This window comes from Amycolatopsis sp. NPDC051106 (assembly GCF_040682775.1).
Classification (GTDB): Bacteria; Actinomycetota; Actinomycetes; order Mycobacteriales; family Pseudonocardiaceae; genus Amycolatopsis.
Genome location: NZ_JBFBBQ010000099.1, coordinates 1 through 24,769, shown reverse-complemented (window position 1 = coordinate 24,769; position 24,769 = coordinate 1). Strand labels below are relative to the sequence as shown.

25 protein-coding genes are annotated in these 24,769 nt (G+C 71.4%); 9 read left to right on the top strand and 16 right to left on the bottom strand.

The features are described from left to right. Positions 1-84: 84 nt before the first annotated feature. The 4 genes from tatB to sigE all read right to left on the bottom strand — a co-directional run bounded on the left by tatB (position 85) and on the right by sigE (position 4,123). Complete coding sequence (gene tatB, locus AB0M83_RS41290) at positions 85-528, bottom strand: Sec-independent protein translocase protein TatB (RefSeq protein WP_364526106.1); 444 nt, start codon at positions 526-528, stop codon at positions 85-87. A gap of 76 nt (positions 529-604) precedes the next feature. Next, the gene (locus AB0M83_RS41285) at positions 605-2,122 is read right to left on the bottom strand and encodes a trypsin-like peptidase domain-containing protein (RefSeq protein WP_364526104.1); all 1,518 of its coding nucleotides are present in this window, start codon (positions 2,120-2,122) and stop codon (positions 605-607) included. Between the two features lie 730 nt (positions 2,123-2,852). Beyond that, positions 2,853-3,506, bottom strand: coding sequence for a zf-HC2 domain-containing protein (locus tag AB0M83_RS41280; RefSeq protein WP_364526102.1), 654 nt, complete (start codon positions 3,504-3,506; stop codon positions 2,853-2,855). Then, positions 3,503-4,123, bottom strand: coding sequence for an RNA polymerase sigma factor SigE (gene sigE, locus AB0M83_RS41275; protein ID WP_364526100.1), 621 nt, complete (start codon positions 4,121-4,123; stop codon positions 3,503-3,505). Before sigE ends, AB0M83_RS41280 begins: the two co-directional genes overlap by 4 nt. A gap of 191 nt (positions 4,124-4,314) precedes the next feature. Between sigE and AB0M83_RS41270 the strand changes: the two genes are divergently transcribed. Beyond that, positions 4,315-4,959 carry an O-methyltransferase gene (locus tag AB0M83_RS41270; protein ID WP_364526098.1) on the top strand — a complete coding sequence of 215 codons (645 nt, stop codon included), beginning with the start codon at positions 4,315-4,317 and terminating at the stop codon, positions 4,957-4,959. A 450-nt stretch (positions 4,960-5,409) separates the two neighbouring features. Here AB0M83_RS41270 and AB0M83_RS41265 read toward each other — a convergent pair whose 3' ends face one another. After that, complete coding sequence (locus tag AB0M83_RS41265; RefSeq protein ID WP_364526096.1) at positions 5,410-6,600, bottom strand: MFS transporter; 1,191 nt, start codon at positions 6,598-6,600, stop codon at positions 5,410-5,412. A 62-nt stretch (positions 6,601-6,662) separates the two neighbouring features. On the opposite strand from AB0M83_RS41265, the gene AB0M83_RS41260 reads away from it, so the two are divergent. Beyond that, positions 6,663-7,565 (top strand): LysR family transcriptional regulator, encoded by a 903-nt coding sequence (locus AB0M83_RS41260; RefSeq protein ID WP_364526094.1) that lies wholly within the window; start codon positions 6,663-6,665, stop codon positions 7,563-7,565. 417 nt (positions 7,566-7,982) lie between these two features. Here the strand turns inward: AB0M83_RS41260 and AB0M83_RS41255 are convergent, their stop codons facing one another. Then, positions 7,983-9,443: a leucyl aminopeptidase family protein gene (locus AB0M83_RS41255; protein ID WP_364526092.1), complete on the bottom strand. Its 1,461-nt coding sequence runs from the start codon at positions 9,441-9,443 to the stop codon at positions 7,983-7,985. Positions 9,444-9,532: 89 nt separating this feature from the next. After that, complete coding sequence (locus tag AB0M83_RS41250) at positions 9,533-9,700, bottom strand: DUF3117 domain-containing protein (protein WP_013222969.1); 168 nt, start codon at positions 9,698-9,700, stop codon at positions 9,533-9,535. A gap of 197 nt (positions 9,701-9,897) precedes the next feature. Between AB0M83_RS41250 and AB0M83_RS41245 the strand changes: the two genes are divergently transcribed. Beyond that, entirely contained in the window at positions 9,898-10,692 is a 795-nt protein-coding gene (locus AB0M83_RS41245) for an enoyl-CoA hydratase-related protein (RefSeq protein ID WP_364526090.1), read from the top strand. A gap of 18 nt (positions 10,693-10,710) precedes the next feature. Here the strand turns inward: AB0M83_RS41245 and AB0M83_RS41240 are convergent, their stop codons facing one another. From AB0M83_RS41240 to AB0M83_RS41220, 5 genes are read right to left on the bottom strand one after another with little or no spacing between them, the layout of a single operon-like run. Continuing rightward, positions 10,711-11,274: a DNA-3-methyladenine glycosylase I gene (locus AB0M83_RS41240; protein ID WP_364526088.1), complete on the bottom strand. Its 564-nt coding sequence runs from the start codon at positions 11,272-11,274 to the stop codon at positions 10,711-10,713. Further along, positions 11,267-11,725, bottom strand: coding sequence for an SRPBCC family protein (locus AB0M83_RS41235; protein WP_364526086.1), 459 nt, complete (start codon positions 11,723-11,725; stop codon positions 11,267-11,269). Before AB0M83_RS41235 ends, AB0M83_RS41240 begins: the two co-directional genes overlap by 8 nt. Then, positions 11,722-12,045, bottom strand: a complete 324-nt coding sequence (locus AB0M83_RS41230; protein WP_364526084.1) for a DivIVA domain-containing protein — start codon at positions 12,043-12,045, stop codon at positions 11,722-11,724. The genes AB0M83_RS41235 and AB0M83_RS41230 overlap by 4 nt, the downstream gene beginning before the upstream one ends. Beyond that, positions 12,042-12,710 carry a permease prefix domain 1-containing protein gene (locus AB0M83_RS41225; RefSeq protein ID WP_364526082.1) on the bottom strand — a complete coding sequence of 223 codons (669 nt, stop codon included), beginning with the start codon at positions 12,708-12,710 and terminating at the stop codon, positions 12,042-12,044. Before AB0M83_RS41225 ends, AB0M83_RS41230 begins: the two co-directional genes overlap by 4 nt. Continuing rightward, entirely contained in the window at positions 12,707-13,024 is a 318-nt protein-coding gene (locus AB0M83_RS41220; RefSeq protein WP_364526080.1) for a helix-turn-helix transcriptional regulator, read from the bottom strand. The genes AB0M83_RS41225 and AB0M83_RS41220 overlap by 4 nt, the downstream gene beginning before the upstream one ends. 60 nt (positions 13,025-13,084) lie before the next feature. On the opposite strand from AB0M83_RS41220, the gene AB0M83_RS41215 reads away from it, so the two are divergent. The 4 genes from AB0M83_RS41215 to cydC all read left to right on the top strand — a co-directional run bounded on the left by AB0M83_RS41215 (position 13,085) and on the right by cydC (position 18,498). Continuing rightward, positions 13,085-14,245 carry a cytochrome ubiquinol oxidase subunit I gene (locus AB0M83_RS41215; RefSeq protein WP_364526078.1) on the top strand — a complete coding sequence of 387 codons (1,161 nt, stop codon included), beginning with the start codon at positions 13,085-13,087 and terminating at the stop codon, positions 14,243-14,245. Between the two features lie 3 nt (positions 14,246-14,248). Further along, complete coding sequence (locus AB0M83_RS41210) at positions 14,249-15,217, top strand: cytochrome d ubiquinol oxidase subunit II (RefSeq protein ID WP_364526076.1); 969 nt, start codon at positions 14,249-14,251, stop codon at positions 15,215-15,217. 9 nt (positions 15,218-15,226) lie between these two features. Then, positions 15,227-16,780, top strand: coding sequence for a thiol reductant ABC exporter subunit CydD (cydD, locus tag AB0M83_RS41205; RefSeq protein ID WP_364526074.1), 1,554 nt, complete (start codon positions 15,227-15,229; stop codon positions 16,778-16,780). 140 nt (positions 16,781-16,920) lie between these two features. Continuing rightward, positions 16,921-18,498, top strand: coding sequence for a thiol reductant ABC exporter subunit CydC (cydC, locus tag AB0M83_RS41200; RefSeq protein ID WP_364526072.1), 1,578 nt, complete (start codon positions 16,921-16,923; stop codon positions 18,496-18,498). Here the strand turns inward: cydC and AB0M83_RS41195 are convergent. Continuing rightward, positions 18,434-19,336, bottom strand: coding sequence for a glucosyl-3-phosphoglycerate synthase (locus tag AB0M83_RS41195; RefSeq protein ID WP_364526070.1), 903 nt, complete (start codon positions 19,334-19,336; stop codon positions 18,434-18,436). The two genes, cydC and AB0M83_RS41195, sit on opposite strands and share 65 nt — an antisense overlap. 51 nt (positions 19,337-19,387) lie before the next feature. Here AB0M83_RS41195 and AB0M83_RS41190 point away from each other — a divergent pair, with 51 nt between their 5' ends. Then, the gene (locus AB0M83_RS41190) at positions 19,388-20,062 is read left to right on the top strand and encodes a lysophospholipid acyltransferase family protein (RefSeq protein WP_364526068.1); all 675 of its coding nucleotides are present in this window, start codon (positions 19,388-19,390) and stop codon (positions 20,060-20,062) included. 18 nt (positions 20,063-20,080) lie between these two features. Here AB0M83_RS41190 and AB0M83_RS41185 read toward each other — a convergent pair whose 3' ends face one another. Genes AB0M83_RS41185 through AB0M83_RS41175 form a run of 3 tightly spaced genes read right to left on the bottom strand, consistent with a single transcriptional unit; the run spans position 20,081 to position 23,295 of the window. Further along, positions 20,081-20,665, bottom strand: a complete 585-nt coding sequence (locus tag AB0M83_RS41185) for a TIGR00730 family Rossman fold protein (protein ID WP_364526066.1) — start codon at positions 20,663-20,665, stop codon at positions 20,081-20,083. Then, complete coding sequence (locus AB0M83_RS41180; protein WP_364526064.1) at positions 20,665-21,450, bottom strand: TIGR00730 family Rossman fold protein; 786 nt, start codon at positions 21,448-21,450, stop codon at positions 20,665-20,667. The genes AB0M83_RS41185 and AB0M83_RS41180 overlap by 1 nt, the downstream gene beginning before the upstream one ends. 9 nt (positions 21,451-21,459) lie before the next feature. Continuing rightward, on the bottom strand, positions 21,460-23,295 hold the full coding sequence (locus AB0M83_RS41175) for a glycoside hydrolase family 9 protein (RefSeq protein WP_364526062.1): 1,836 nt from the start codon (positions 23,293-23,295) through the stop codon (positions 21,460-21,462). Positions 23,296-23,414: 119 nt separating this feature from the next. Between AB0M83_RS41175 and AB0M83_RS41170 the strand changes: the two genes are divergently transcribed. Continuing rightward, entirely contained in the window at positions 23,415-24,683 is a 1,269-nt protein-coding gene (locus AB0M83_RS41170; RefSeq protein ID WP_364526060.1) for a tetratricopeptide repeat protein, read from the top strand. Positions 24,684-24,769 lie beyond the last annotated feature (86 nt).

Genomic DNA, 24,769 nt, shown 5'->3' with positions numbered 1-24,769 from the left:
GGGGGTGGCAGACGGAAACGCGAAAATGACCGAGCAGCGGCCGACTTGTCCACATCACGGCCGGGCTGGGGACAACCGCCGGTGCTACGTGGCGTCCGGGTCGATCGGCGGGCGCTCCCCCGGCTTGAGCGGTTCCGGCTGCTTTGTCTGGCCGGCCAAATAGCCGTTCGAACCGTTGGTCCCGTTCGTCCCGTTGGAGCCGTTGGCGCCGCTCAGGTTCGGGCTGCCGTTGGTGATGCCCTTCAGGCCGAGCGGGTCCGCGTCGCCGTCGAACAGGTGCTGCGTCACCACGCGTTTCGGGTCGAAGTTGCGCAGCCCGCGCAGGTCTTCGAGCGGCTTGCGGAGCTGGTCGAACTCCGGGCCCATCTCCTCGCGGAGCTGTTCGCGCGCACCGGTCGCGAAGTCGCGGACCTTCTTCACGCTCTTCGCCATCCAGGACGCCGCTTCGGGAAGCCGTTCCGGGCCGAGGATGAAAAGACCGGCGATGATGAGGACGAGGATTTCCCCCCATCCGACACTGTCGAACACCGTCTACCTCCGCTCGGAAACTACCCGCTCAGGGTACCCGTCCCGGCCCGCGCTCCGGCAGGCCGAACGCGGGAACTCAGTCGGAAGCCAGGGTTACGTCGACGACGAAGCTCGCGCCGTCGCGGACCAGTTGCACCGGGACGACCTCGCCGACGTCGTGGGCCCGCACCGCGACCGTCATCTCGGCGGAGTCCCGCACCAGGCGGCCGCCGATCTTCGTGATGACGTCGCCCTCCTTGATGCCGGCGTTCGCGGCCGGGCCGCCGGGCGCGACGTTCTTCACCTGGGCGCCCATGGTGGACGAGCCGGCGACGGTCGACGAGGCGTTGATGCCGATGTCGGCGTGCTGGACCTTGCCGTCCTTGATCAGCGCCTTCGCGATCTTGACCGCGTAGTCGCTGGGGATCGCGAAGCCGATGCCGATGCTGCCGCCGTCCGCGCCGGAGGAGCGGATCGAGGAGTTGATGCCGACGAGCGCGCCGGTGGCGTCGACGAGCGCGCCACCGGAGTTGCCATGGTTGATGGCGGCGTCGGTCTGGATGGCTTCGTAGGTGACCGGCGGGGCGCCGCTGTCGCCGCCCGCGGTGATCGGCCGGTTGAGGGCACTCACGATGCCGGCGGTCACGGAGTTCTGCAGCGCGAGCGGCGAGCCGATGGCCATCACGGTGTCGCCGACCTGCAGGTCCGAGGACTTGCCGATCTGCAGCACGGTCGGGTTGGTGACGTTGACCTTGACGACGGCGAGGTCGGTCTTCTGGTCGGAGCCGACGAGCTTGGCTTCGGTGCGGGTGCCGTCGATGAAGATGGCGGTGATCTTGACGCCCGGGTCGGCGCTCGCGGAGGAGATCACGTGCTCGTTGGTGAGGATGTAGCCCTGCGGGTCGATCATGACGCCGGAGCCCTGCTCACCGGAGTCGGCACCGGGCTTGAAGACCTCGAGCGAGACGACGGCGGGCGCGACGCGCTTGGCGATTTCCGCGACCGAGCCGGCGGGACGTTCCTTGGCGGCCTCGGCTTCGGAGATGGTGGCGGAGCCGGTGAGCTCGCTGCCGGTGTCGGCGACCCACCAGCCGACGAGCCCGCCGACGGCCCCGACGAGCAGGGCGACCACGCCGAGGAAGGCGAGCGCCTTCGGCTGCACGCGCCGTCCGAAGAGCACCTCGGGCAGGCTGAGCAGGGCGCCGGGTGGGCGTTTGGCGGGCTTTTCCTCGTCTTCGGCGGGCACCGCGGGCCCGGCGAGAACGGCCCCGGCGCCCGGGTCACGCCAGGGATCGCTGGTGCTGTTCCACAGGGGCGGCTCTTGTTCTTTCGGTTCGCCGGTGGCTTCCCGCGGCCGTTCGAGCAGCACGCCTTCGGCCCCGGGCGGCCGCCGGAAGGCCTCCGCGAGCGACTCGGGAGCGGGCGGCGCGAGCCGGACACCGTTGGACTTCTGGGGGGAGTAGAGCTGGTCGAACGCGCCATCGACCCCGCTGGGCCGCCCGAAGACGGCGGCCTGAGCCGGATCGACGGCCGGCCGCGCGAGCGGCCGCGGACCCAGCCGGTCGGCATCACGCGCGCCGGGCTGCTCGGGATTCACGTTCGGCTCGGTCATCATTCCCCGGTGCAGAAGATCAGGTGGCTGGGCGTGACGATACCCAAGCCCAGTGCTCCGAGTCTGCCGGTACGCCAGTGAAATGGCTGTTGCTTGGGTGGGTTGTCCCCAGGGGCCGGGCAATGTGGACAAACGGCGGCTCCAGCGGCTGATCAGGCGTTTCCGTCGGAGGGCGGCGATAGACTGGACTCGGGGTCGCCCCCCTGGGACGGGTGGGGGCTGCTTTCCGGGCTGGGGCTGGGGCTGAGCAGGGGCGGCTGGCTCGAGGCTGTGGAGGGCGCCTGTTGGAGCCGGTGCAGGGGCTCGTTGCGGCGCTGAGATGCCGTGAATGACTCATTCACGGCGTCCGACGACATGAATGAGTCATTCACGACGTCGGGACCCGGGTTCCGGCAAGGTCGGTCAGCCGCCCAACTCCTGGTGCCGCCGCGGAACGGATCCACGCGCACGCAGCCCGAACGTCGCGAATGACTCATTCGCGACACCGAACCCCGGCCGAGCGCACCAGCCAACCGATCAGTCCGAGGGTCTGGCGGTGCTCAGAAGTGCCAGCACACCCTCCGGGAGGGCGGGGGCGCACGGCTGGAGCGTCGTTCACACAGCGCCCCAGCCGCGCCAGCCCGACTCGCCGGAACCAGGCCAGGACCGAGTCACGGTGTCGACCACCCGCCCCGGACATGACGAAGGCCACCACGAGGAATCCCTCAATGGCGGCCTTCGCGGGAAGCAAGTCTCAGCGGATACCCGCCGGCACCGCGGCCGGGGTCGTGCTCACCGGGGTCGACGCGGGCACCACCTGCTGCGGCACCGCCATCTGAGCGGGCAGCAGGTTCGCCTGCTGCGGCGCGCCCCCTCCGGTCTCCGGGCTGCCGTCGCCGCTGTCCGCGGTCGTCCCCACCAGCGCCAGCGCGCTCAGCACCAGCCCGGACACCACCACACCCGCGCCCTGGGCAGCGCGGCGCTTGAGACGGCCGCCGCCGAGGACGTTCGGGGACTGGCCCAGCGGCGCCGTCGATCCCAACGGCGCGACACCACCCAGGACCCCCGTGTCCCGCAGTCCCGCCACCCGGTCCGGGCGCTGGACCGCGACCAGCTGGCCGTCGGCCGTGATGGCCAGGTTGTCCGGCGCGCTCGGGAGGTCCGTGTGCTCCGGGATCGACTGCAGGCTCGCCAGGAACCCCGCCGACATCGACGGCGCACCCGCGCGGCGGATCGCGTCGACCGCTTGGCGCTGGGCGCGTACTTCGGCGGCGCACGCCGCGCAACGGGTGATGTGCGACGCGGCGCGGTCGCGGGCGCCGTGTGAGAGCTCCCCGTCGACGAACGCGACCACGGCGTCCGGCAGCAGGTGCGATTCGGGGAGTCCCCAGCCTCGGGGTGCGGTCATACCGACACCTTCGCAGACTCCGCAGCGTGAGCGCGCCGACGCTCGAGCGACGCGCGCAGCGCCTGCCGACCACGGTGGATGCGGCTGCGGACGGTGCCGAGCTTGACACCGAGCGTCGCGCCGATCTCCTCGTACGACAGCCCTTCGACGTCACACAGCACCACGGCCGCGCGGAACTCCGGGGGCAGCTCGTCGAGCGCCGCCTGCAGGTCCGGGTCCAGGTGGGTGTCGGAGAAGACCTGCTCGGGGCTCGGGTCGTCGCCCACGATGCGGTCGGTGTCCTCCGGCAGGCCTTCCATCCGCACTCGCGAGCGGCGGCGGGCCATGTCGAGGAACAGGTTGGTGGTGATGCGGTGCAGCCAGCCCTCGAACGTGCCGGGCTTGTAGGACGCCAGCGACCGGAAGACCCGGATGAAGGTCTCCTGGGTGAGGTCCTCGGCGTCGTGGGTGTTGCCGGTCAGGCGGTAGGCGAGCCGGTAGACCCGGTCGCTGTGCTCACGGACGACCTCGTCCCAGGACGGCGGCGTCCAGGCCGCTTCGTCCAGGGACACGGGCTGAACCGCGTCGGCGTCGTTATCGGCAACGGCGTTCTGCATCTCGGGAGCAGGCACCTCCATCTGTGTTTCTCCTGTCTGCTCCACCCAACGCGGGCTGTCGCCACGGTGTTCCCCGCGGCCTCGGATTTCAGTCTCTCCGGACTCCTTATGGTTCTAGTGAGACTGGACTGAGAGCAGGCTGAGAACTTCTTCCGGGGTGCTTACCAGGGAGCCTGCGCGGATTTATCGACAACCAACGCTAACCTCCGTGCGTGAACACGCCCACCCCTGCGGCCGCACCGGCCGACTCCGGGTTCGTCGACGGGTACCTGCCCGACGACGAGGTGCTGTCTTCGGCGCGCGCACGGGCCGATGACCTGGGCTGCAGCTCGCTGAGCGCGGGCGCGGGGGCGACCCTGCGCTTCCTGGCCGCGACGCTGCGCGCGAAGGCCGTCGTCGAGGTCGGCACGGGCGCCGGGGTGAGCGGCCTGAGCCTGCTGCGCGGCATGGCGCCCGACGGCATCCTGACCTCGATCGACGTCGAGCCGGAGTACCAGCGGGCAGCGCGCCTGACGTTCCGCGAGGCCGGCTTCGCCCCGGGCCGCACACGGCTGATCGTCGGGCGTGCCCTGGACGTCCTCCAGCGGCTCACGCCAGGCGGCTACGACCTGGTGTTCGTCGACTCCGCGCACATCGAGTACCCCGGCTGCTACGAGCTGGGGGTGTCCTTGCTGCGGCGCGGCGGGATCATCGCGTTCCACAACGTGCTGGTCGGCGGACGGGTGATCGACCCGTCCCACCGGGACCCGGAGACGCTGGCGCTGCGCGAGGTGGCGCGGGCGTTTCGGGAGGACGAACGTCTGGTCCCGGCGCTGCTTCCGGTGGGGGGCGGACTGCTGGTCGCGGCCGCGATCTAACACTTGTCCACAGGTACGCCGGGTTGTGGACAACTCGCCGTTCGCGGCGGGCTGTGTCGGGGGCCGCCGGTAGACTGGAGCGGGGACGCCCCCCAGGGACGGGTGGGGGCTGCTTTCCGGGTTGGGGCCGGCGAAGTCGCGAGTTCAGCCACCTGGCTTCCGCCGCTGCCATACAACGGATCCCAGTCCACTCGTCCGCGCCCAGCGGTCCGGATGTCGCGAATGACTCATCCGCGACGCCAGAAGCCCCCAATGACTCATCCGCGACACCGGACCCGGCGAAGCCGGGTCCGGTGTCGCCTCCGTCTCAGCAGGGCGCCGCGCCCGCGGCCTGCGCCGAGGCAGCCGGCCCGGGTGACTTTGCCGGAACCCTGCCAGGGATGGGCGGGCTGCTCTCCGCGGCTGGAGCCGGCTAATCAGCCCAACCTGGCTGTGCCGGCGGACGGCCTCTCAGCCCGCGTTGACCAGCTCTCGCCGAGCCTCCCGCGCCGGTGCGGTACCCACCCCGACCGCGGCCGCCGCCAAGAGCAGCCACACCGCGACCACTGCGATCAGCCACGGCCAGCCCGCGTGCCCGTAGACCCAGGCGCCCGCCGCGCCGCCGATGCTGCTGCCCAGGTAGTACGTCGCCGTGTACATGCCGCCCACCTGGCCGCGTGCGTTCTCGGGGGCGTCGGCCGCCGCCCAGCCGTTCGCGACCGCGTGCGCCGCGAAGAACGCGCAGGTCAGAACCAGGAAACCGGCGATGACCAGCGGCAGGGAGTCCGGCAGGGTCAGCGCCGCGCCGACCGCCGTCAGCAGGAGCGCGCCGATCAGCGCGCGGCGCCGGCCGACGCGGGCCACCAGCCTTCCGGCCGCCGCGGACGACACCGAGCCGGTCGCGTAGGCGAGGAACACCAGCGATGCGATCGCCGGCGACAGGTTCAGCGGGTCGCCGGTCAGGCGGAACCCGGCCGCGTTGTAGAGCGCGACGAACGAGCCCATCGCGAGCAGCGCGACGGCGTACTGGGCGAGCAGCACCGGCTTGCTCAACGCCGTGACCAGCCCGCGGCCGACGGACCGAAGGTGGGCGTCGCCGCGCGGGCGCGTCCCCGGCGGCAGCGTCGCGACCGTGATCGCCGAGCAGATCGCGCCCACGCCCGCGACGACGAACAGCGCGCCGCGCCAGCCGAGCGGCCCGGCGGTGAACCCGCTGGCCAGCCGGCCGAGCATGCCGCCGAGCGTGTTGCCCGCGATCATCGCGCCGACGGCGGCGGCGACCCCCGCGCGGCCGAGGCGTTCGGCCAGGTAGGCGGCCGCGACGCCGGGGAAGCCCGCGATGGCGACACCTTGGAGGGCGCGAAGGACGAGCAGCGCCGGGTACGTCGGCATCAACGGCAGCAGCAGCCCGAAGACGACGGACGCGATCACCGACGTCAGGATCACCGGACGCCGGCCGATCACCTCGGACAGCGCGGCGATCGGGAGGACGGCGATCGCCAGCGCGCCGGTCGCGACGCTGACCGCGAGGGCCGCGCCGCCGGGGTCGAGGTGGTACTGCGCGGCGAGCTGGGGCAGCACCGGCTGTGGCGCGTAGAGCAGCGCGAAGGAGGAGATCCCGGCCGCGGCGACGGCGGTCTTGACTCGGCGCGTGGAAGTCACCACCTGAAAGTAAGCAGAGCTAATCAATACTTCCAATGCGCTGATCGGGCACAATCGATGCGGTGACGTATGACTCGCTGTCGGCGCAGGTGGCGCCGCACCTGCCGTTGCTCGTCGCGCTGCGCGAGACGAGGAACGTCACACGCGCGGCCGAACTGCTGGGCGTCCCGCAGCCGACGGTGAGCCGTCGGCTCGCGGCTCTGGCCGACGCGCTGGGAGCGCCGCTGACGGTCCCGGACGGCCGCGGCATCCGCCTCACGCGTGCGGCGGAGCTGCTGGCCGAGGCGGCTGAGCGCGGTTTGGCGGCGGTGGACACGGGCGTCCGGCTGGCGCGCGAGGAGGTGGCGCCGGAGTCGGGACACGTCGTGCTGGGGTTCCTGCACCTGCTCGGGCGGTCGCTGGTGCCTTCGCTGCTGCGCGGGCACCGGGCGCGGTACCCGGGGGTGCGGTTCACGCTGGTCCAGGGCTCGCGCCAGGAGATGATCGACCGGCTGGTGGACGGCGAGCTGGACCTGGCCCTGCTGGCACCGCTGCCCGCGGCGCCGTCGCTGGTCACAGCGGGGTTGGTGGACGAGGAGATCCTGCTGTCGGTCCCGGCGGGCCACCACCTGGCGGGCCGGCAGTCGGTGCGGATGACGGAACTGGCCGGCGAGGAGTTCGTGCTGCTGGAGCAGGGATACGGCGTCCGAACGCTGACCGACGAACTGTGCGCGGCGGCGGGGTTCACGCCGCGGATCGCGTTCGAGGGGCAGGAGTCGGACACCGTGCGGGGGCTGGTGGCGGCGGGCCTGGGGGTGGCGCTGCTGCCGCGGTTCGGCCCGGGCAGCCCGGCCGGAGTGGCGGAGGTGCCGTTGGCGCCGCGCCCTTACCGGACGATCGGGCTGGCGTGGCGGGCGGACGAGCCGATGACCCCGGCGGTCACCGGCTTCCGCGACCACGTGCTGACGACGGCGACGAAGCAATGAGGCCGCCGGACAGCCCGGCAAAGTCACTTGCCCCGGCTGCCTCGACGCGGGTCGCCGGGCGTGGGTGCCCTGGGTGAATCCGGCCGCGGTGTTCGAGGTGGCCTTCGTCTTGGGCAGAGGCGGCCGTGTGAACCCGGCTTCGCTGGGCTTGGTGTCGCGAATGAGTCATTGGGGACTTCTGGCGTCCCGAAAGAGTCATTCGCGACGTCTGGACCGCGGGCGCAGACAAGTGGGCTGGGCTCCGTTGCACGGCAGCGCGGAAGCCAGACAGCAAAGCAATGAGGCCGCCAGACAGCCCCCACCCGTCCCTGGGGGGCGTCCCCGCTCCAGTCTATCGGCCCCCACCGACAGAACCGGCCGCGAACAGCCGGTTGTCCACAACCCCACCGGCCTGTGGACAACGTCAGAGCGACAACGTCAGAGCGAAGCCGCCAGCTCCACCAAAGTCCGGGCCGCGAACCCTGTCGCACCAGGCACCACGTCGTCGTAGTTCTTCTCCGAGCGCGCCGGGCCGGCGATGTCCAGGTGCGCCCACGGCAACCCCTCGGTGAACTCCCGCAAGAACAGCGCCGCCGTGATGCCGCCCGGGCCCGCCGGGGTCTGGCGGACGTCGCCGAACTCGCCGCGGACGTTCTCCGCGTAGTCCTCCACCAGGGGCATGCGCCACCACGCCTCGCCCACGCGCTCGCCCGCCGAACGAACCAGCGAAGCCAGCGAGTCCTCCGAAGCGAACAGCCCGCCCGTGCGCAGACCCAGCGACACCTTCATCGCGCCGGTCAACGTCGCCGCGTCCACCACGTAGTCCGGGGAAAACCGGCGGATGCCGTACGCCAGCGCGTCGCCCAGGACCATGCGGCCCTCCGCGTCCGTGTTGCCGACCTCGGTCGTCTTGCCGCCGTAGTGGCGGACGATGTCGCCCGGCCGGTACGCCGATCCCGACACGTGGTTCTCCGCCGCCGGCACCAGGGCCGTCACGCGCACCGGCAGCTCCAGTGCCGCGATGCCGCGGATCGCCGCGATCACCGCCGCGCCGCCCGCCATGTCCGTGCGCATCAGGTGCATGCCGTCGGCCGGCTTGATCGACAGGCCGCCCGTGTCGAACGTGATGCCCTTGCCCACCAGCAGCAGGTGCTTCGCCGCACCTGCCGGCTTGTACGTCATTTCGATCAGCCGCGGCGGCCGCGATGACCCGCCGCCGACCGCCAGGACGCCGCCGAAGCCTTGCGCTGCCAGCCACTTCTCGTCCCGGATCGCCACCTCGACGCGCGGGCCGGCCACCCGGGCCGCGGTGTCGGCGAGCCAGGCCGGGGTCTTGATGTTGGACGGCGTGTTCGCGAGGTCGCGCGTCAGCGCCGTCGACGCCGCCAGCACCGAAGCCCGCCCGACCAGCGAAGTGAACGACTCGACCGCCCGGTCGTGCGTGACCAGCCGCACCGTCCGCACGGACGGCGCAGGGTCCTCGCCCGTCACCTTGAACCGGTAGCCGCCCAGCAGCAGCCCCAGCGCCAGCTCGGTCACGTGCTCGCCGGAAGCCTCCTCCGGCAGCACCAGCTGCACGGCGCGGAACGCCTTGCCCCCGTGGCCGACGTCGTCCGCCAGCGCCGCGTTCACCGCGCGGACCAGCGCCGCGCCCGCCTTCCGGTACTGCTTCGGCTCGCCGTCGCCCAGGCCGGCGATCCAGCGGGCTTCTCCGTCGGGGACCGTCTGCACGTCGCCCGCTTTGCCGGTGATCCGGACGCCGCCGATCTCCAGCGGCTCGGACTCGACGTCGTCGGCGGGGGCCGTCACCAGCCGGGCCACCGGGGCACCGCGGCGGAGGTCGCCCGCCACCTCGATGTCGAGCAGACTGGTCGGAACGGGGGGTAGCGGATTACGCACAGTGAGCAACCTTCAGGCGCAGAGGAACCGCGACCCCGGCCTCCGAAGGGAGACCGGGGTGCGACGGAAGGACGGTTCGAGGGGTCGGCTCAGCCGGTGACCTCCGCCAAAGCGGCGCCGAGGTCCTTCGCTTCTTCCGCGGAGAGTTCGACGACGAGTCGCCCACCACCCTCGAGCGGTACGCGCATCACGAGGCCCCGCCCCTCCTTAGTCACTTCGAGGGGACCATCTCCGGTCCGGGGCTTCATGGCCGCCATAGCGTGCTCCCTCCGTCTCAACCGGCGCGCCCGGGTCGCGCTCGCGTGAAAGCCAGCCGGGTCTGGTGTCCATTGTCCCTCATCAGCGGCCGGGCGCATCAGCGGACCGATCTTTTGCCGCCGTATCGGTGCTGGTATGCGGCCCGCGAGGGGTGTGAGACTGTCGGACGACCGATGTTTCCGCGCAAGGAGAAGACGTGACCACATCCGACGTCCTGCTGACCGCCGACGCCGACGGGGTGCGCACCCTCACCCTCAACCGGCCGCAGGCGTACAACTCGCTGACCGTCGAGCTGAAGGAAGCACTGCTCGCGGCGCTGCGCGAGGCGGCGGACGACGACGCCATCCGCGCGGTCGTGCTGACCGGTTCCGGCAAGGCGTTCTGCGCCGGCCAGGATTTGAAGGAGCACGTGGGGCTGCTCCAGGCGGGTGACCCCGCCCCGCTACACACCGTGAAGGAGCACTACAACCCGATCGTCCAGGCGATCGTGTCGATGGAGAAGCCGGTGATCGCGGCGATCAACGGCACCGCCGCCGGCGCCGGGGCCGCCTTCGCCTACGCCAGTGACCTGCGGATCGCCGCCGAGTCGTCGTCGTTCCTGATGGCGTTCGCCAACGTCGGGCTGGGCCCGGACTCCGGCGCGTCGTGGACGTTGCAGCGGCTGGTCGGCTACGGCCGGGCCGCCGAGCTGATGCTGCTGGCCCGGACCGTCGACGCGGCCGAGGCGCTGCGGCTCGGCCTGGTCGGCGAGGTCGTGCCGGACGAGGAGCTGCCGGCCCGCGCCCAGAAGATCGCGGCGAAGCTGGCGAACGGGCCGACCGTCGCCTACGCGAAGATCAAGAGCGTGCTCAACCTGGCGGCGCAGTCGACGTTCGACGAGGCGCTCGCCGCCGAGGACGCCGCCCAGACCGCGCTCGGCGCGACCGCCGACCACAGCGAGGCCGTCGAAGCCTTCGTCGGCAAGCGCAAGCCGAACTTCCAGGGCAAGTAGCGAGGTGCTGCTTCCGGGTCAGGCGGCCCGGAAGCAGCCTTCGACGTGGTCGTCGACCATGCCGGTCGCCTGCATCAGCGCGTAGCACGTGGTCGGGCCGAGGAAGACGAACCCGCGCTTCTTCAGCTCCTTGGCCATCGCCTTGGACTCGTCGGTGATGGCCGGGACGTCGGCCATCGTCTTCGGCCGGACATGGACAGAAGGCGCGAAGGACCACAGCAGGTCGTCCAAGGGCGTGTCCAGCGAAGCGATCGCCTGCGCGTTCTTGATCGCCGCCAGGATCTTCGCCCGGTTCCGCACGATCGACGCGTCCTGCATCAGCCGCTCGACGTCGGCGTCGCCGAACTTCGCCACCTTCGCCGGCTTGAACCGCTTGAACGCCTTCCGGAAGCCCTCCCGCTTGCGCAGGATCGTGATCCACGAAAGCCCCGACTGGAACGACTCGAGGCACAGCCGCTCGTACAGCTCGTCCTGCCCGTGGAGCGGCACGCCCCATTCGGTGTCGTGGTACTCGATGTAGTCCGGGGCCGAGTTGCCCCAGCTGCACCGCGGGACGCCGTCGGTGCCGATCAGCTCACTCATTCCCACCCACCGAATAGTCCTCCGCGAACTTCGCGAACCGCCGCAGCGACTGGCGCACCCCCAGCGCGAACGCCGGCCGCACCACCGGCCAGCCGAGCCGCCCCAGCGGCCCGAACGGCAGCCGCAGGTGCTCGGCCCAGACGAACGTCGAGCGCTGCGCGCCCTTCGGCACCACCTGGAACACGCCGGTCCCCTGCACGAAGCTGCCGAGGTGCCGGACCCCGCACCGCACCGGTGGCTCCCAGCTGGTGATCTCCATGGTGTCGGTGAAGCCGATGCCGGCCACCCCGGTGAACGCCGCCAGCCGCGACCCGACGCTGCGGCCGTTGCCCTCGACGACCTCGACCTCGGTGCCGAGCATCCACTCGCCCTGGCGCGTCCAGTCCGTCAGCGCGAGCCAGGTCGTCCCGGCCGGCGCGCGGACGTCGACCGAAAGGATCAGGTCCGTCACGGGGCGCTCTCCGGCGCGGTCTCCCGCTCCCGTTCACGCTGCTCCAGCTCGGCGACCCGGCCGCGCAGCTCGTCGAGCTCGACGCCGAGGCGCCGCATCACCCAGTCCACTTCGGACATCTTGTAGCCGCGCAGGACCAGCTGGAAGCGGACCTCCTGCAGGTCCTCGCCGGTGATGTCCTCGGCGGGCAGCCGCGTCGGCGAGCTGCCCGGCGGCAGCGGGGCGAGCTCCTCACCCCGGCCGAACACGACCGCGGCGAGCAGGAACACCACGGCGGCCACCAGCAGCATGACTACGAGGTAGATCAGCGCGGTCGTCACGCGACGATCGTGGCATACCCACCCCACGAACGTCTCGCGAGCACGACGAGCCGCAGCGAAAGCAGCACCCAGGCGACCATCAGCAGCGCACACGGGACGCTCAGGAACAGCCTCGACGCGTCCACGAACCCGGTCGTGCTGATCAGCAACCCGACCGACGCGAGGTTGACGCCGACCGCGAGCGCGATGAGGACGCCGCAGAACCGGGCGAGCCCGGCGCCGTCGAGCCGCCGGCTCAGCCAGCGGATGCCGAGCAGCGCGAGCACGCCGATCACCGGCACGACGAACACGGCGCCGTGGGTGACGTGCGTGACGACCTTGTACCACTCCGGCGTCGGCGTGGAGATCTTCGTCCACTCGCCGAAGGTGATGATCCGGGCGTAGTCCCACGCGATCTGCATCGCCGGGACGCCGATGACGAGCTTCCACAGCGTGCGGACGCCGCTGAGCATGCCGAGCTCGGCCTGGTAGTCGCGGGCGACGACGGCGGCCGGGCCGAAGTCGGCGACCGCGCGGCGCTCGGCGTCCTCGTCGCTCCAGCCGCCCGCGCGGTAGGCGTCGGCGGCGTCGTGCAGACCGTCGCGGGCCTCCCCCAGCAGGTCGGCCTTGAACCGGCCGCAGCCGTGCAGCCGCCGGTCGAGGTCCCCCAGGTACTCGTCGATCATGCGCCCAGCACTCCCCCGATGATCGTGGTGAACTCCCGCCACTCGGTGCGTTCGGCGGCCAGGGCCTGCTCGCCGGAGCGGGTGAGGTGGTAGGTGCGGCGCTTGCGGCCGGAGACGACGTCCCATTCGCTGGTCAGCCAGCCGGCGCGCTCGAGCCGGCGCAGCGCCGGGTAGACGGTGCCGGTGGGCAGGTCGAGCGCGCCGTCGCTGCGCAGCTGGAGCGCCTCGATGATCGCGTAGCCGTGCAGTTTCCGGCCGTCGAGCACGGCCAGCAGCAGCGCGTCGAGGTGCCCGCGCAGGGTGTCCGCCTTCATGAGTACGCAGTCTACACGTCGACTGGCTACATGTAGTCAGTCTATGTGTAGCCTGTCTACATGAACGCTCTTCCGATCGCGAGACTCCAGTTCGCGACGACGACTTCGTTCCATTTCCTGTTCGTGCTGCTCACGCTGGGGTTGGTCACGCTGGTGGCCGTGATGCAGACGCGCTGGACGCTCGGCGGCAAGCCCGAACTGCTCCGGATGACGCGCTTCTGGGGCCGGCTGTACGTCATCAACTACGCGCTGGGCATCGTCACCGGCATCGTGATGGAGTTCCAGTTCGGCCTGACCTGGACCGGGCTTTCCACCTTCGCGGGCGACGTCTTCGGCGCGCCGCTGGCCATCGAGACGCTGGTCGCCTTCTTCCTCGAGTCGACCTTCCTCGGCCTGTGGATCTTCGGCTTCGGGCGGCTGCCGAAGTGGCTGCACCTGACGCTGATCTGGCTGGTCACGCTGACCGCGTACGCGTCGGCGCTGTTCATCATGCTGGCCAACTCGTTCCTGCAGAACCCGGTCGGCAGCCGGCTCGAAGGCGGGACCCTGCACCTCGACGACTTCGGCGCGCTGTTCTCGAACCCGGCGCTGGTCGCGTCGCTGCCGCACGTGCTCGGCGCCGCGCTGGTGACCGGCGGGTTCTTCGTGGTCGGCGTCAGCGCGTGGCACTTCCTCAAGCGCACCACGGAGATCGAGTTCTTCCGCCGCTCGATGCGCATCGGCGTCCTCACGGCGCTCGCCGGCTCGATCTTCGTGATCAACCAGGGCTTCGCGCAGTTCGGCGAGCTGAAGATGTACCAGCCGGACAAGCTCGACGAAGGCGTCGTCGGGATGCCGCTGGGCGCCATGATCGGGCTGGGGTTCCTCATGTTCGCCTGCGCGATCCTCGGCACGCTGCTGCTGGTCCGGAACTGGATCACGCGGGCCCGGTTCCTGCATTACCTGATGGTCGCGGCGATCCCGCTGCCGTTCGTCGCGGCGATCATGGGCTGGCTGGTGCGCGAGCTCGGCCGCCAGCCGTGGCTGGTCTGGGGGAAGCTGCGCACCGCGGACGCGATCGCGGACGTCCCCGCCGGCCAGATCCTGTTCTCCTTCATCGCCTTCTCCCTGCTGTTCGCCGCGCTCGCGGTCGCCGACTGGGTGCTCATGGCGCGCGTCGCCAAGCGTGGCCCGGAGCCGGTCGACGAGCCCGCCGAACTGCCCGTCCTGAGCGGAGTCTGACCGATGGTGACCTTCTTCTGGTGCCTGCTGGGCCTGCTGACCTGCGGCTACTTCGCGCTGGCCGGCTACGACTACGGCGTCGGCATGCTCTTGCCCGCGTTCGACGCCGACGAGCGGCGGCGACGGCAGGTGCTCGGCGCGCTCGGGCCGTTCTTCCTGGCCAACGAGGTGTGGCTGGTGGCCGCGGTCGGCGTGCTGTTCGGCGCGTTCCCGCACCTGGAGGGCAAGGTGTTCGCCGGGGCGTACGTCCTGGTCGTGACGCTGCTGCTCGGCCTCGTGACGTTCACGGCGTCGATGCAGCTGCGCAGCCGCCGCCCGGACGCGCGACGCGGCGCCTGGACGGCGGGCATCGTCGGCGGCGCGCTGGTGACGGCGTTGTCGTGGGGCCTGTTCCTCGGCAATCTGGTGCTCGGCCTGCCACCGACGGCCGACGTGCTCGCGTTCTTCGATCCGTACGCGGTGCTGTGGGGGCTCGGGTTCGTCGCGCTGTTCTGCCTGCAGGGCGCGGCATTCCTCGCCGTGCGCGCGCCGGCGGAGCTGACCGGCCGGGCGGTGCGGCTGGCGCGGGCCTTCTCGGGACCGGTGTTCGCCTTCCTCGCGATCGCGACGGTGTGGGGGTTCTTCGCGCTGGACGGCGTCACGGCGCTCGGTGTCGGCGTGGTCGTCCTGGCGTTTCTGGCCCTGGCCGTTTCGCGGCTGGGGCTGGCCACGCGGCGGTACCGCTCGGCGCTCGTCGCGTCGATGGTGCTCGCCGCGTGCCCGGCGCTGCTCGTGGGCACGCTGCGGTTCCCGACGGTGCTCGTGTCCTCGGCGTACACGCTGACCGTCGACGAGGCGGCGACGTCGTCCGGCACGTTCGGGGTGCTGACCTGGTTCGCCGTGCCGGCGGTGCTGGTGCTCCTGGTGGTGCAGTGGCTGACGTGGCGCGCGCACCGGCATCCCGTCGACCAGCGCTCGCTGCTGCACTTCTGAGGGGGATCGGTGCCTGCTCTGCCCGGACTCCGGCGATACCTGGTCGCGCTTACCGCGCTCGGCATGTTCTCCGCTTTGTTTGTGCTGGTCCAAGCCGAAGGGCTGGCCACGCTGCTCACCGGCGGCGGGATTTCGCTCTTCCTCATGGTGGCCCTGCTCGGCCGGGCGGCGCTGACGTGGGGTCACGGCGTCCTCAGTGGACGGTTCGCGGCCAGGGTCCGCGCCGGCCTGCGCCGGCGGCTGCTCGAATCCGCTTCCGACCGCGCTGGGATCGTCGCCACGCAGATCACGCGCGGTGTCGACGCGACGGACAGCTACCTGACCGGGTACCTGCCGTCGCTGGTCGTCTCGGTGGTGGTGCCGATCGCGGTGATCGTGCGGCTGTGCACGGCGGACGTCGTCTCGGCGCTGGTGGTGACGGCGACGCTGCCGCTGATCCCGGTGTTCGCGATCCTGGTCGGAAAGCACACTTCCGCACGGACTCAGTGGGACCTGCTCAAGAAGCTGGGCGGGCACTTCCTCGACGTCGTCCGCGGGTTGGAGACGTTGAAGGTGTTCGGGCGGGCGTCTGCGCAGACTTCGACGGTTCGTTCGATGGCTTCCGCCCATGCCGACGCGACGTTGAAGACTTTGCGGGTGGCTTTCCTGTCTTCTCTGGTGCTGGAACTGGTTGCGACTCTTTCGGTGGCTTTGGTGGCGGTGCCGATCGGGTTCCGGTTGCTCGCGGGTTCTCTCGATGCCCGGACGGCGATGCTGATCTTGGTGCTGGCGCCGGAGGCTTACTTGCCTTTGCGTTCTGCCGGGGCGAAGTTCCACGCTGCCGCGGAGGGGTTGACGGCTTTGCGTGAAGCTCTCGCGGTGCCGGTGGTTCCTGCGTTGTCCGGGGCTCGTTGTCGTCGCCGGGGTGCGCCTTCGGTGGTTTTCTCGCGAGTCTCGGTTTCCTACTCCGGCGTTCCTGCTCTGTCCGATGTGGATTTGACGTTGCCCCCTGGTTCGCGGGTGGCTTTGGTCGGGCCCAGCGGGTCGGGGAAGAGCACGCTGCTGGCTGTGCTGCTGGGGTTCGTTTCGCCTTCCTCGGGGCAGGTTTTGATCGATGGGGTGGACTTGCGTTCGTTGTCCCCCTCGGACTGGCTGGCCGACGTGGCATGGGTGCCGCAGCGGCCGACACTGTTCCGGGGGTCTTTGGAGTCGAACATCTCGCTGGGTAATTCTGTCTCCTTTTCGGCGGCGGCCAGGGCGGCTGCGCTGGATTCGGTCGCTGCGGGGTTGCCGGGCGGGTTCTCCACGCCGGTGGGCGAGCTGGGTGAGGTGTTGTCGGCCGGCCAGCGGCAGCGGGTGGGGTTGGCGCGTGCGTTGGCGCGGACTTCGGCGGGGTTGGTGCTGCTGGACGAACCGACGGCCCGGCTGGACTCCCGGACGGAGGCGACGGTGCTGTCGGCCACGCGGCGGTTGCTGCCTGGGCGAACGGCGGTGCTGGTCGCCCATCGGCCGGCGATGGTCGAGCTGGCGGACCGGGTGGTCGAGCTACGGGGTGGCCGGGTGCGCGCGGAGGTGGCGGTCTGATGGATTTGTCAAATTTTCCATCCACAGGTGGGCAGTTATCCACAGATCGCCGAACGGCGGCTTCTCGCACCCCAGTGCCAGTAGGATGGGATCGGGGACGCCCCCCGGGATGGGTGGGGGCTGCTCTGGGGGTGTGGGGTGTGTCCCGCAAAGACTTTCTGCGGCTCCTGCGTGCCGCGCTCCTCGGCGCCGGAGCCGAACTCGCCGCCCTCGCTCTCATGGCCACCGCCGCATGGCTGCTTCTCCGCGCCGCCGAACGACCCCCTCTCGAAGCCCTCACCGTCGCCGTCGTCGCCGTCCGGACCCTCGCCCTCCTTCGCGGTGGCCTCCGATACGCCGAACGGCTCGCCGGGCACGAAGTCGTCCTCCGGTGGCTCGGCGCCCTTCGCACCCTCGTCTACCAAGCCCTCGTCCCCGGCACTCGGTACTCCGGCGGGGACCTCGTCACGCGGCTAGTGTCCGATGTGGACGCTCTGCAGGACGCCGTCCTGCGGTGGCTGCTGCCCGCCGGGGTCGCCGCACTCGTCGGGAGTGCCGCCGTGGCCGTCACCACCACCGCGTCCGCGGAAGCCGCCCTCGCGCTCGCCGGTGGGCTGCTCGTCGCCGGGGTTCTGCTGCCCTGGCTGGTCGTCCGGCTCACCCGGCAGGCTGCGGAACAAGACGCCCCGAAGCGGGCCGAACTCGCCGAACGGGCGGTCGAACTCGTCACCGGGCACCGGGAACTCGTCGCCGCCGGCGCCCTGGACGAAACCCGCGCGCGGACCACCGACGTCGTCGATCAGTTGGCACGAAGCGAAAAGCGCACGTCGGGCAAGACCGCCCTGCTCACCGCCGGCGGCACGCTCGTCCAGCTCGCCACCACCGCCGCCGTCGCGCTGCTCTGTCACGCCTCCGTGCCCTGGACCGCCGCACTCACGCTGGCCGCCATGACCACCTTCGAAGTCGTCCTCCCGCTCGTCGGCGCCGCGCGGCGCGTCCCCGAAATCCGCGCTTCGGCCGCCCGGGTCAAGGCTGTGCTCACCGAACCCGCCCAACCGCGAGGCACCCGGTCCGTACACAAAGGACACTTCACGCTCCGGAAAGCCGGAGTCAGGTACCCTGGCCGAGCGCCCGCGCTGAAGGACGTCGACCTCGACCTCCCGCCCGGCAAGCGCGTCGGGATCCTCGGGCCCAGCGGCGCCGGCAAGACGACCTTGCTCCGGCTCCTCCTCGGCCTCGAAACCCCCACCGACGGCCAAGTGCTCCTCGACGGCCACCCGCTCGCCGAGTACGCCGACCTGCCGCGAGTCGTCTCCGGCGCCCTCGCCGACGCCCACGTCTTCCACGCGACCGTCCGCGAGAACCTCGTGCTCGCGAAACCGGACGCCACCGACGAAGAGCTACGAGAAGCCTGTGTGACCGCCGATTTCGACCTCGACCTGGACCGCGACACCGGCCCGGACGGCGACGCGCTCTCCGGCGGTCAACGTCAGCGGCTGATCCTCGCCCGTGCGGTCCTGGCCGCTCCGAAAGTCCTCGTGCTCGACGAGCCGGTCGAAGGCCTCGACCCCGCGCACGGCGATGCCGTCCTCGCCCAGGTCCTCGCCCGAGCGCCAGGCACCGTCGTCCTCGTCACGCACCGCCCTGAGCACCTCGAGGGCTTCGACGAGGTCCTCACCCTCGAGGACGGGCGAGCACTTCCCGCATCGGCGGCCGGTCCGCGACCCGGACGTCGGTGATGTCCGGCAGCCACTCCTCGTCCACCTGCACGAACTGCGTGAACGGCGCGTCCGCGGCCGGGACCCCGCAGCGCGCCAGCGCCGTGCCCAGGATCTGGCGCGACATCGCGCCCAGCTGCAGCAGCGAGCGGTTCCGGTGCTTGCGGACGCCCAGGTTGACCTGCGCGAGCCCGTCGAGGCCGTAGCGCGCTTCGGCGTCGAGCAGCAGCCCGATCTCGACGCCGTACCCGGCGGCGAACGGCACCGACTCCAGGAATTCGCGCGTGCCCGCGTACTCGCCGCCGAGGGGCTGGACCAGCCCGCCGAGCGACGGGCGCAGCGCCGAGAGCACCGGCCGGGCCAGCAGCTCGGTGACGCGGCCGCCGCCGGTGCTCTCCAGCCGCAGCGGGCGGCGGTAGAACCCCTTGACCAGGTGGACACCGCTTTCGGAGACCAGCGGGCCGAGCAGCGACGGCACGAACGCCGGGTCCGGGTCGACGAGGTCGGAGTCGAGGAAGACGACGAGGTCCCCGCTGGTCGCGGCCAGCGAGCGCCACAGCACCTCGCCCTTGCCGGGCACCGGCGGCAGCTCCGGCAGGACGTCTTCGCGGCGGACCACCCGGGCACCGGCGGCCTCGGCGACCCGCACGGTGGCATCGGTCGAACCCGAGTCCATGACGACGAGCTCGTCGACGACGCTGCCGACCAGCGGCCGCACCGACGCGACGACGTCCCCCACGGTCCGCTCTTCGTCCAGTGCCGGTAGCACCACCGAAACCGTGCGGTCACCCTTCGCGGTCACGATGTCCCCGGGCGTCCACCCGGGCTCCTGCCACGTACGCCGCTCGAACCAACTCACGGGTAACGATCGTGCCATGCTGGGGGTCACCGCACCGAGGAGGAGGACCACTTGATCGCGCTGCTTGTCCGGTTCGTGCTGGGACCGCTGGCCAGGGCGGTGTACCGGCCCGAGGTGCACGGCGTGGAGAACGTGCCCACGACGGGCCCGGTGCTCCTGGCGGCCAACCACCGCGCCGCGCTCGACACCGGCGTGATCACGTTCGCGACGCCGCGGCAGGTCAAGTTCCTCGGCAAGGCGGAGTACTTCACCGGCAAGGGCGTCAAGGGCAAGCTGATGGCCGGGTTCGTCGGCGGGCTCGGCTACATCCCGGTCGAGCGCGGCAACGCCCAGGCCGGGCTGGCGGCCCTGGAAGCGGCGCGCAAAGTGCTCGACGCGGGCGGCGTCTTCGCGATCTACCCCGAGGGCACGCGGTCCCTGGACGGCCGGCTGCACCGCGGCCACACGGGCGTCGCGGCGCTGGCCCTGGCGACCGGCGCGAAGGTGGTGCCGGTCGCGCTGACCGGCACCGAGAACCTCCAGCCCGCGGGCAAGCGCATCCCGCGGCCGGCGAAGATCTCCATCACGTTCGGCAAGCCACTCGACTTTTCGCGCTACGAGGGCCAAGACTACTCACCGGCGATCCGCCGGTCGGTCACCGACGAGGTCATGTACCAGATCCTGGAGATCTCGGGCCAGGAGTACGTGGACACCTACCACAAGCGGCCCAGCGAAGGCGTCGCCTGAAGCCGGGTCCCCTCCGCATCAGATGCCCGGCGGCTCCTTGGCCCACTTCGGCGGGGCCGGCGGAACGTAGGTCTCGAACCGGTCCAGCAGCGCCGCCGGGTCCGCGTCCACCATCACGAGCTCGCGGTACTCCGGCTTGACGAACCCCTCGGTCACCATGTGGTCGGCAAACGTCACCAGCGGCCCGTAGTAGCCGTCCACGTCGACCAGGCCGATCGGCTTGCCGTGCAGGCCGAGCTGGGCCCACGTCCAGACCTCGAACAGCTCCTCCAGCGTGCCCGCGCCGCCCGGCAACGCCAGGAAGCCGTCGGACAGCGCCGCCATCTTGGCCTTGCGCTCGTGCATGTCCGCCACGACGTGCAGCTCCGACAGCCCCGCGTGCGAGATCTCGACCGACGAGAGCGCCTCGGGGATCACGCCGATCACCTCGCCGCCCGCGGCCAGCGCCGCGTCGGCGACCACGCCCATCGTGCCGACGCTCGCGCCGCCGTAGACCAGGCCGATGCCGCGCTGGGCCAGCAGCTTGCCCAGGGCCGCCGCCTGCTCGGCGTAGCGCGGCGAGAACCCCATCGACGAACCGCAGAACACGCAGATCCGGCTCATCAGTGCGTGTCCTCCCAAGCCTGGTACGACTCCTGCACCACGCGGACGGCGTCGTCGATGTCGTCGGTGACGTGCAGCAGGTCCAGGTCGTGCGGGCTGACCTTGCCCTCGGCCTGCACGGTCTTCGCGATCCAGTCGTAGAGGCCGCCCCAGTACTCGCTGCCGAACAGCACCACCGGGAACTTCGTGACCTTCTTGGTCTGCACCAGCGTCAGCGCCTCGAACAGCTCGTCGAGCGTGCCGAAGCCGCCGGGCAGGCAGATGAAGGCCTGCGAATACTTGATGAACATCGTCTTGCGGGCGAAGAAGTAGCGGAAGTTGACGCCGAGATCGACCCACGGGTTCAGGCCCTGCTCGAACGGCAGCTCGATGCCGAGCCCGACGGAGAAGCCGCCGGCCTCGGCCGCGCCGCGGTTGACCGCCTCCATCGCGCCCGGGCCGCCGCCGGTCATCACGGCGAACCCGGCGTTGGCCAGCGCGCCGCCGATCTTGCGGCCGAGCTCGTACTCCGGGTGGTCGCGCTTGGTGCGCGCCGAGCCGAACACGGTGACCGCGCGCGGGACCTCGGCGAGCGCGCCGAAGCCCTCGACGAACTCGGCCTGGATCCGCAGCACGCGCCACGGGTCGGTGTGCACCCAGTCGGTGGGCCCGCGCGAGTCGAGCAGCCGCTGGTCGGTCGTGCTGCCCTGGTCACGGCGGTCGCCGCGCAGCACCACCGGGCCCTTTTGGCGCTCGACCGGGCGCTCGGGGTACTGGCCGTCGGGGAATTCAGACTGTTCGCTCACCCGGCCATGCTACGACCTGTCCGCCAGCGAGAATGCGAGCAGCGCCGTGGAGGTGAAGTCGATGGCGGGCTCGTTACTGGGCCATGAACTCAGGTCGTCCGCGTAACGACTTCCTTGCCCGTCGAAGGATTCATACGGACGGGTGCATTCCTTCGCGCCCGCCGGGAACGGCAGATCCGCGAAGTTGCCCGCGCCGTTCGGGCCGTTGACGACCGCGCCGTACAGCACTTTCGAAGGCCCGGCGAGGTTCGCGGCCTGGTGGTGCAGGCACTGCGGGAACGTCGTGCCGACGCCGACCACGAGCGACACGCCCCAGGCGTTCGCGCCGAGGGTGAAGTCACGCTGTCGCGTGCCGAAGGCCGCGTACCGCGTGTCGCCGGTGACGCGCTGGTAGAGCCGCGCGGTCGCCGCGAACCCGAAGCTCTTGCTGGCGGCGTCGAAGTCGGTGACGTCGACCGCGGTCCGGAATGGACTCTTCTTCGCCGACTCCACGCCCGCGTCCAGCTGACGACGGAGGTCGGCGGCCAGCTCGCGGACGCCGAGCGCGGTGCCGGGGACGCCCGTGCGCAGCAGGCCGGCGAGATCGGCGTGGGCGAGCGCGCTGGTGTCGTAGAGGTTCAGCGTGCTCGTGTCGTCACTGCCGATGTAGGCCTTCGCCCACCTCGCCGCGTCGCGGGCCCAGCCGTTCGCGCGCGGGTCCTTCAACGCCCGCGCCGCCAGCGCGAGCTGCGTCGCACCCAGCTCCAGGTCGTCCTCCCAGGACGACTCCGGGTAGTAAGCGTGCGGGAACGCGCTGACGAGCTCACCGACGTCCGCTGTCTTGGCCTGCGCGAACACCGCCGCGGCCTCGCTCAGGTAGTGCCGGGCCAGGCGCGGGTCGCGGTGGGCCTGGATCTGCGCCCCCAGCGCGAACGCGGCGGCGACGCGGCCGGCGAGGTTCGGGGACAGCGGCGCGCCCGCGGGAGCGGCCGGGAACACCGGACGGTACTTGACGAAGTAGGCGGGGTCGCCGGGCTTGACGTCGAGCGCGTCGTCGTCCTGGGGCTCGCGCCAGACGTCGTGGTCGCCGAGGAAGCCGAACTCCTCGCTGCCGGTGCCGATGCCGACCTGGGCGTAGAGCGTCTTGGTCCGGCCGTCCCACATCTTGTCGAGCCAGTCGAGGCCGAAGCGGACCTCCTTCGCCAGCACCGGATCGGGGTCCTCGCGCAGCACGAAACCCAGTTCGGCCAGCGAATACGCCGTGTTGGACGTGAACTTGACGAAGTCGCCCGCGTCGACCCAGCCGCCTTCGACGTCGACCGGGCCGCCCTGCGGCTGCAGCGGTTCGACGATTTCGTCGCCGCCCTCGCCGGCGAACTTCGGCTCGGCGTAGACGGTGGCCTTCCGGTCCGCGAGGTGCGACGGCTTGCGGTCCAGCCGGCCGGGAACGACGTCGTGGCCGTCGCGCTGGGCCTGGAAGAACTCGGTGGTCGCACGCACGAGCGGGCGGAACAGGCGGCGCGCGGTGTCGATCCGGAACGGCGGCGACGTCGCGCCGGCGGCTTTGACGCGATAGGTGCCCGGGCGGTCCACAGTGGACAAGTCAAGGTCGAACACCGTGGGGTAGCGGGCGTTCCAGGTGCCGAGGCTCGCACCCGTGCGGCCTTCGCGGACCGTGCGGCCGCGCTCGTCGAGGACGGTGAACTTCCCCGCCGCGCCGCCGAGCAGGTACGCGTGCTTCGCCTCGCCCAGCGCGTAGCCGACTTGGTCGACGCGCACCTCGGCCGGGATGACGGCCGCCTCGGCCGGGGTCGCGGCGAGGGGCACGGCGAGCGCGGCCGCCGTCGCGAGGGGAAGCAGGCGCATGATCGGCTCCACTTTGTTAGGAAAGTTTCCTATTTAGCGGGAGAACGCTAACCCGGCGCGGGCGGGGCGTCAATATGTCCGTTTCCTCGGCGCCGGCGCCGATGACCTACCGTGGGGAGATGACCGAACCCCTCGGCGCGCGGATCCGCCGGCTGCGCGCCGAGCGCGGGTGGACCCAGCGCGAGCTGGCCGAGCCGGGGTACGACCGGGGCTTCCTGGCGAAGGTCGAGACCGGCAGCCGGCCGCCGTCGGAGGAGATGCTGGCCTACCTGGCGGGACGCCTCGGCCTGAGCGTCGACGACCTGCGGTTCGGCCGTCCGCCCGGCGTCGCCGACGAGCTGCGCGCGTCCCTCGACGAGGGGTACCGCGACCTCGAACAAGGCCGGGTCGCACCCGCCGAAGAACGCTTCGCCGCCGTCGGGAAGCAGGCCGCGGGCTACCGCCTGGACGACGTCGAGTGCTACGCGCGGTTCTGCCTCGCCGAGGTGAAGTGGCAGCTGTTCGACGTCGAAGGCGCGCAGAAGGAACTGGAGCACGCTTCGGAACTGAGCGACGCGGCACCGCCGTGGCTGCGGGCGATGATCGTGCACCGCTGGTCGGGCTGCCGGTACCTGAGCGGCGACGCGGGCACGGCGATCGCGCGGGTCGAATCGGCGCTGACCTCCCCGGATCTCGACCCCGACGCCGAGTTGTGCCTGCTCAGCGCGTTGATCCACCCGCTGATGGAGATGGGCGGGCTGCACCGGGCCCAGCGCGCGGCACTCGATGGCCTTCGCCTGGCCCGGGCGGCCACGCGGCCGGACTTCGTCGCGCGGTTCCACCGGCAGGCGTCGCAGGTGTGGCAGGCGATCGGGCAGCCCGAGCGGGCGGAGCAGGACCTGATCGAGGCGTGCCGCCTGTTCGCGTCGGTGGGCTTCGACCGCGACGCGGCCCGTTGCCGCTGGGCGCGGGGGTATTTGCTGCGCCGGCTCGGCCGGCTGGACGAGGCTCGCGCGGAGCTGACGTCGGCCCGCGACCAGCTGGCGGCGATCGGCGCGGAGGAAGGCGTCGCGGGGGCGACCCTCGAGCTGGCCGAGGTTCGGCTACGCCAGGGCGCGCCCGACGAGGCGGCTTCGCTGGTGTCGGAGGTCTGGCCGCTGCTGGCCCGCGACGTCGAGTCCCTGGGCGAGGCGACCGGCCTACTGGGTCAGGTCGCGCAGTCTCGCGGCGACCTCCCCGAGGCGACGCGCCTGCTCCGCGAGGCGGCGGAGATCCAGACCCGGGCCTCTCTGCACGGCGCGGCGATTTCGACGTCCCTGCGCCTCGGCGACGTCCTCCGACAACGTGGTCATCTCGACGAAGCCATCAAGGCCTACCAACGCGGCCTCGACTCCGCCACCGGCACCTGACCCGGAGGGTCGGCTCGCGTACCTGCACGGTCGGCTCGCGTACCTGGAGGGTCGGCTCACGAACCGACCGTTTGGGTACGCGAGCC

Coding starts and splice junctions, on each gene's coding strand:
- AB0M83_RS41175 (WP_364526062.1), bottom strand. CDS start 23,295: ATGCGCCTGCTTCCCCTCGCGACGGCGGCCGCGCTCGCCGTGCCCCTC.
- sigE (WP_364526100.1), bottom strand. CDS start 4,123: ATGGAGGTGCCTGCTCCCGAGATGCAGAACGCCGTTGCCGATAACGAC.
- AB0M83_RS41215 (WP_364526078.1), top strand. CDS start 13,085: ATGAACGCTCTTCCGATCGCGAGACTCCAGTTCGCGACGACGACTTCG.
- AB0M83_RS41240 (WP_364526088.1), bottom strand. CDS start 11,274: ATGAGTGAGCTGATCGGCACCGACGGCGTCCCGCGGTGCAGCTGGGGC.
- AB0M83_RS41210 (WP_364526076.1), top strand. CDS start 14,249: ATGGTGACCTTCTTCTGGTGCCTGCTGGGCCTGCTGACCTGCGGCTAC.
- AB0M83_RS41185 (WP_364526066.1), bottom strand. CDS start 20,665: ATGAGCCGGATCTGCGTGTTCTGCGGTTCGTCGATGGGGTTCTCGCCG.
- AB0M83_RS41225 (WP_364526082.1), bottom strand. CDS start 12,710: ATGATCGACGAGTACCTGGGGGACCTCGACCGGCGGCTGCACGGCTGC.
- AB0M83_RS41170 (WP_364526060.1), top strand. CDS start 23,415: ATGACCGAACCCCTCGGCGCGCGGATCCGCCGGCTGCGCGCCGAGCGC.
- AB0M83_RS41280 (WP_364526102.1), bottom strand. CDS start 3,506: ATGACCGCACCCCGAGGCTGGGGACTCCCCGAATCGCACCTGCTGCCG.
- AB0M83_RS41220 (WP_364526080.1), bottom strand. CDS start 13,024: ATGAAGGCGGACACCCTGCGCGGGCACCTCGACGCGCTGCTGCTGGCC.
- AB0M83_RS41250 (WP_013222969.1), bottom strand. CDS start 9,700: ATGGCGGCCATGAAGCCCCGGACCGGAGATGGTCCCCTCGAAGTGACT.
- AB0M83_RS41285 (WP_364526104.1), bottom strand. CDS start 2,122: ATGATGACCGAGCCGAACGTGAATCCCGAGCAGCCCGGCGCGCGTGAT.